This window comes from Cellulomonas rhizosphaerae (genome assembly GCF_003470205.1).
GTDB lineage: Bacteria > Actinomycetota > Actinomycetes > Actinomycetales > Cellulomonadaceae > Cellulomonas > Cellulomonas rhizosphaerae.
The window spans coordinates 1-4,843 of record NZ_QWKP01000071.1 but is presented as its reverse complement, the minus strand read 5'-3'; the positions used below and the strand labels follow the sequence as shown (position 1 = coordinate 4,843).

The 4,843-nt window shown below is 70.6% G+C and carries 6 protein-coding genes and 1 tRNA gene; 1 reads left to right on the top strand and 6 read right to left on the bottom strand.

All coding sequences use genetic code 11. The features are described 5' to 3' along the window. Positions 1-298 precede the first annotated feature (298 nt). Positions 299-1,468, bottom strand: a complete 1,170-nt coding sequence (locus tag D1825_RS01195; RefSeq protein WP_233549550.1) for a serine hydrolase domain-containing protein — start codon at positions 1,466-1,468, stop codon at positions 299-301. A gap of 176 nt (positions 1,469-1,644) precedes the next feature. Between D1825_RS01195 and D1825_RS01190 the strand changes: the two genes are divergently transcribed. Beyond that, a complete protein-coding gene (locus D1825_RS01190; RefSeq protein ID WP_118765690.1) occupies positions 1,645-2,256 on the top strand; it encodes a TetR/AcrR family transcriptional regulator in 612 nt (203 codons plus the stop codon). A 59-nt stretch (positions 2,257-2,315) separates the two neighbouring features. On the opposite strand, the gene D1825_RS01185 is transcribed toward D1825_RS01190, so the two are convergent. From D1825_RS01185 to D1825_RS18070, 5 genes are all read right to left on the bottom strand, one after another. Beyond that, a complete protein-coding gene (locus D1825_RS01185; protein WP_118765691.1) occupies positions 2,316-2,858 on the bottom strand; it encodes a GNAT family N-acetyltransferase in 543 nt (180 codons plus the stop codon). A gap of 343 nt (positions 2,859-3,201) precedes the next feature. After that, positions 3,202-3,274, bottom strand: a tRNA-Ala gene (locus tag D1825_RS01180). An 83-nt stretch (positions 3,275-3,357) separates the two neighbouring features. Continuing rightward, on the bottom strand, positions 3,358-4,056 hold the full coding sequence (locus D1825_RS01175; protein WP_118765689.1) for a histidine phosphatase family protein: 699 nt from the start codon (positions 4,054-4,056) through the stop codon (positions 3,358-3,360). Next, positions 4,053-4,442, bottom strand: a complete 390-nt coding sequence (rsfS, locus tag D1825_RS01170) for a ribosome silencing factor (RefSeq protein ID WP_118765688.1) — start codon at positions 4,440-4,442, stop codon at positions 4,053-4,055. The genes D1825_RS01175 and rsfS overlap by 4 nt, the downstream gene beginning before the upstream one ends. Before the next feature lie 21 nt (positions 4,443-4,463). After that, positions 4,464-4,843: hypothetical protein (locus tag D1825_RS18070; RefSeq protein ID WP_199721450.1), on the bottom strand; the 380-nt coding region annotated here is incomplete at its 5' end.

The following is a 4,843-nucleotide window of genomic DNA, read 5'->3' as shown; positions in this document are numbered from 1 at the left end:
TCCCAGGGAGTCGAGGTCGCGAATGTCTGCGGTCACGACCTGCTCACCGGGTGCCACGTCGGCAGGGGGTACCTGGTCGACGAGAACGAGATCGTGCCCGACCGCCCGGAGGCGGGGGCGCAGGAGGGAGCCGATGTCACCCGACGAACCGGTGATGGCGATGCGGGCCACGGTGCTGCTCCCAGCTTCTCGATGACGGACGACCGGCACAGCCTGGCCGACGAACCCAGACTGCGCGACGAGATTCCACGGGCGCGCGGCCCCGGCTCAGCGAGCCGGGGTGCGCCCGTTCGGAGGATCAGCTGGCCCCAGACGTCGGGAGGTTCCCGAACACCTCGGCGACCAGCCTCTGGGTCGCGCTCTGGAAGGCGGCACCGAGCGAGAGGGCGGCGTCGTCGACGTAGTTCAGCCCGGCAGTCAGCGTCGTGCTGCCGTCCGGCGAGCTGTACATGAGCGCACCGTGGCCGGCGATGCCGCCGTTGTGCGTGATGACGGTGCCGTGACCCGTGTCCTGGACGAACACCCCGAGCCCGTAGCCGGCGGGCGGGTGCGGCGTCAGCATCTCTGCGAGGAGAGGTTCGGGCACGAGTCGGCCGCTCGTCAGGCTGGAGATGAAGAGGTGGAGGTCGCGGGTGGTGGAGATCATGTCGCCCCCGCTGGAGATCCACGACGGGTCCTGCGAGGTCACGTCGACCGTCGTCTCCTCACCGTCGTCGCCGTAGCGGTAGTAGGCGTGGGCGTGCGGATCGGGGATCGATGCGGAATCCGGCACCTGGGTCTGGGTGAGCCCGAGCGGGGAGAGGACGAGCCTGTGCATCTCCTCGGCGAGCGACCGTCCGCTCACCTCCTCGATGATGAGCCGCAGCAGCGCATAGTTGGAGTTCGAGTAGCTCCAGTCCGTGCCGGGCTCGAAGCGACCCGGCTTGGAGAGCGCCACACGCGCGAGGTCCTCTGACGAGTGGTGGGTGAACCGGGAGTCGACCCACTCTCTGCCCTGCCAGGGGATCCCCGGCACGAGGGTCATGCCGTTCCACGGGACGCCCTCGACGCCAGCCTCAGCCGCGTAGATCTCGCCGGTGAAGTTGAAGATGCCGCTCGTGTGCTGCAGCAGCATCCTCACCGTGATCCGGGGATCGATCGTGAGGTCGGGCAGGTAGACGGCGGCAGACGTGTCGAGCGCGACGGCGCCTTCGGCGATCAGCTGCAGCACCGTCGCCGCGACGAAAGTCTTGGTGTTGCTGCCGATCCGGATGTACCCATCCGTCGGCGGCGGCGTGGACTCACCGAGGACGCTCTCCCCCGCGCTGCCGACCCATTCGCCACGACGATCGTTGACGCGCACCTGGATACCGACGAACCCGGAATCGACGATGTCCAGGAGTGCCCGGCGCAGGGAAGGTCGATCGTGCATGACGGGGTCTTCCATCTCCCCGGTCGTCGCCATGCCCTGGTTCGTCGTTGTCGTCATGGGTGGAGCTCCTCAGCGGTTCAGGGGTCATGTCGAATCCGGCGCGTTTCGGCCTTGTCGTCGGCTGTCCGAGATCGAGAAAGAGAAACGACACGGGCCGTTCCCTTGATCCGATCTTGCTCAGCGCCATCCGACTTGTCAACACGATTCGTGTCGTTTCCTCTAGAGTCGGTCGCATGCCCGAAACCCCGAGCGCGTCGGCACAGCCACCGCACCGGCGGCGGAGCGCGTCGAGCCGCCGCGCCATCCTGGACGCGAGCCTCGATCTGTGCGCGGATCAGGGGTACGGCCCCGTGACCGTGGAGGCAATCGCCGCGCGGGCCGGGGTCAGCAAGAAGACGATCTACCGTTGGTGGCCCTCCAAGGGTGCGGTCGTTCTCGAAGCCCTCGACGACGCGGCCAATCCTGCCGCTGACTTCCCCGACAGCGGAGATCTGCTCGAGGACCTGGTGGTGCAGATGGAGGGCCTGGTCCGCGGCCTGTTCTCAGATCGACGGTTCGGTCCGGCTCTCGTCGGCCTGATCGCCGACACGCAACACGACCCGATGCTTGCACGCGGCCTCGTCGACGACCTCTTCGGTCCGCGGGTCGAGGATGCGCGCCGCCGCTTGGTCAAGGCGCGCGACGTGGGGCAGATCAGTCAGGACGCCGACCCGAATCTCGTCATCGAGCTGCTCTACGCGCCGCTCTACTACCGACTCCTGCTCCACCAGGGCGACCTGCACGACACCACCGAGCTCCGAGTGCTCATCGAGCACGTCATGCGAGCGGTCGCTCCCAAGACCTGAGCACTGTGCGTTGCCCGTCAGATTCCACCTCGAGAACCGCGCGGTGCCGGGGGCCGGCCTCAGGGCGAGTCGTCCGCCAGGCGCTGGAACATCACGTGGTCCTGCCAGCGGCCGCCGATGTTCAGGTACCGCGGGGCGAGTCCGTACTCACGGAAGCCGTTCTTCGCCAGCACCCGTCGCGACGCGACGTTGTGCGGCAGCGTCTCGGCCTGCACCCGGTGCAGACCCAGCGCGCCGAACGCGGTGGCGACGGCCTCACCCACCGCCGCGGTGGCCAGACCACGGCCGTTGGCGGCCCGGGCGACCCAGTAGCCCATCCCGGCAGACTGGAACGGGCCCCGTGTGATGCCAGCGAGGTTGAGGCGGCCCACGATCGAGCCGTCCGTGGCGACGACCACCCAGGGAAGCAGCGTCCCGGCCGCGTAGGCGTCGAGCGCCCGACGAGCGATGGCGGCCTGCTCCGGCACGGTGAAGAACGCGTCCTCGCGGTGCGGGTCCCACGGGGCGAGGAAGTCGCGGTTCGCGCGCAGGAGCGCGGTGAGCGGCTCTGCGTCGTCCTCCGTCAGCAGCCGGGTTGCGCTGGCGGCGGGCTGAGTCGTCATGATCTGCAGCACACCCCGACCGCGGCCACGCGCGCTCCGGTGTCCATCAGTCGGGCGCCCACGGTTGACGAGTCCCACCTGTAGGCCCCAAGTCGTCCGGCGCCTGACCGCCGGCCGGCAGGAACGCGGCGAACTCCGACAGCGTCGTCGAGGGACCCTGTGGCTGACCTCACGGAGGTGCCCTCGCCAGCAGGTGTGCCGCAGACGTCCACGACGCGCCGCGGCGGTCCGAGACGGGGCCCTGCGGGCTCGATGCCGAGATGATCCCGGCCCGAAATGGCTAGGGGCCACGCGGATCACCTGGTTTCAGGATCCTGACGTGGCCTCTGACCTGCTACTTCGGTGGAGCTGAGGGGATTCGAACCCCTGACCCCCTGCATGCCATGCAGGTGCGCTACCAGCTGCGCCACAGCCCCGCGGCCCACCGGAGCGGACCACCACACCCTTGCGGGCGCTCGGAGAGTTTAAGACGATCCGAGCCCGGAAAGCCAATCGGGCATCAGTCCGGGTCGCGGGTCGGCGCGTCGGCCTCGGAGCCGTGCGCGGTGTCGGGTCCGGCGTTCCAGTCCGAGGACGCATCCGTCGGGCCCAGGTTGTAGCCCGTCAGGCGCCAGGAGGCCTGGCCGTCGGCGGTCGACGAGATGAGCTCGGCCCAGTGCGCGTTGAGCATGCCCACGATGCCGCGCCACTCGGGCGCCATGCCGAGCAGCTCGCCGACCGCGGAGCTGATCGCCGCGCCGTGCGAGACGACGACGAGCGTGTCGCCCTTGCCCAGGGCGGCGGCCTGCTCGGCGATGGCCGCGGCCATGCGGGCGGCGACCTGCGCGCGGGTCTCGGCGCCGACGCGCTGGGGCTCTCCCCCGGCGCGCCACAGCGCGAAGTCCTCGGGCCAGCTCGCCTGGATCTCGTCGCCCGTCAGGCCCTCCCACTCGCCGAACGCGCGCTCGCGCACGCGGACGTCGGGGACGACCTCGAGGCCGGCGGCGCGCGCCAGGAAGCGCGCGGTCTCGTCGGCGCGGACCAGGTCCGAGGCGATGATGTGCGTCGGCTCGTGGCGCTCGAGCATGCGCGCGGCGGCTGTGCGGGCCTGCCAGCGCCCGACGTCGTCGAGCGGGATGTCGACCTGCCCCTGGAGGCGGGCCTCGGCGTTGAAGGCGGTGCGTCCGTGCCGCCAGAGCAGCAGCCGGCCGGCCGTCACGCCACGTCGCTCGGCTCGGTGCCCCTCGCGTCCTCGGGCAGCTCGATGACCGGGCAGTCCTTCCAGAGGCGCTCGAGCGCGTAGTAGACGCGGTCCTCGGAGTGCTGGACGTGCACGACGACGTCGCCGAAGTCGACGAGCACCCAGCGCCCGGCCGACTTGCCCTCGCGGCGCACCGGCTTGGCGCCCAGCTTGTGCAGGGCCTCCTCGACGGCGTCGACGATGGCGCCGACCTGGCGCTCGTTGGTGCCGGACGCGATGAGGAACACGTCGGTCAGGACGAGCTGCTCGCTCACGTCGAGCGCGATGATCTCCTCGGCCTTGATGTCGGAAGCTGCGCGGGCTGCCGCGATGGCAAGCTCGACGGCGCGTTCGGTGGCAGGCACGGGACTCCTTGGATCAGGGGATCAGCGGGACGAGGGTGTGACGGCGCCCGACGACGCGAGGTGCACGCCGCCCGTCGTCGCGCCCGAGGCGCTGCCGTCAGGACGGCCGTTCACGACGAGCAGCATGATGAGGAAGCCGAGCACGAAGGCGACCAGCGCGAGCACGATCAGATGCAGCCAGGTGTACGGGTGCCGTGGCTTGCGCTCGACCTCCTCGTCGTCGAACTCGTCGACGTGCGGGGAGGCCGCGGACTCGGCGGCGGGCAGGCCGGCGGCGACCGGCGCCCACGCGGGGGCGATCTCGTCGGGATCTGCTGCGGGGGCGGGGGCGGCCGGGTTCTGCCGCGCGACCGGCGCCTGGTCGGGCTGGGCGGACCAGCCGACGCCGGGCGACGCGACCG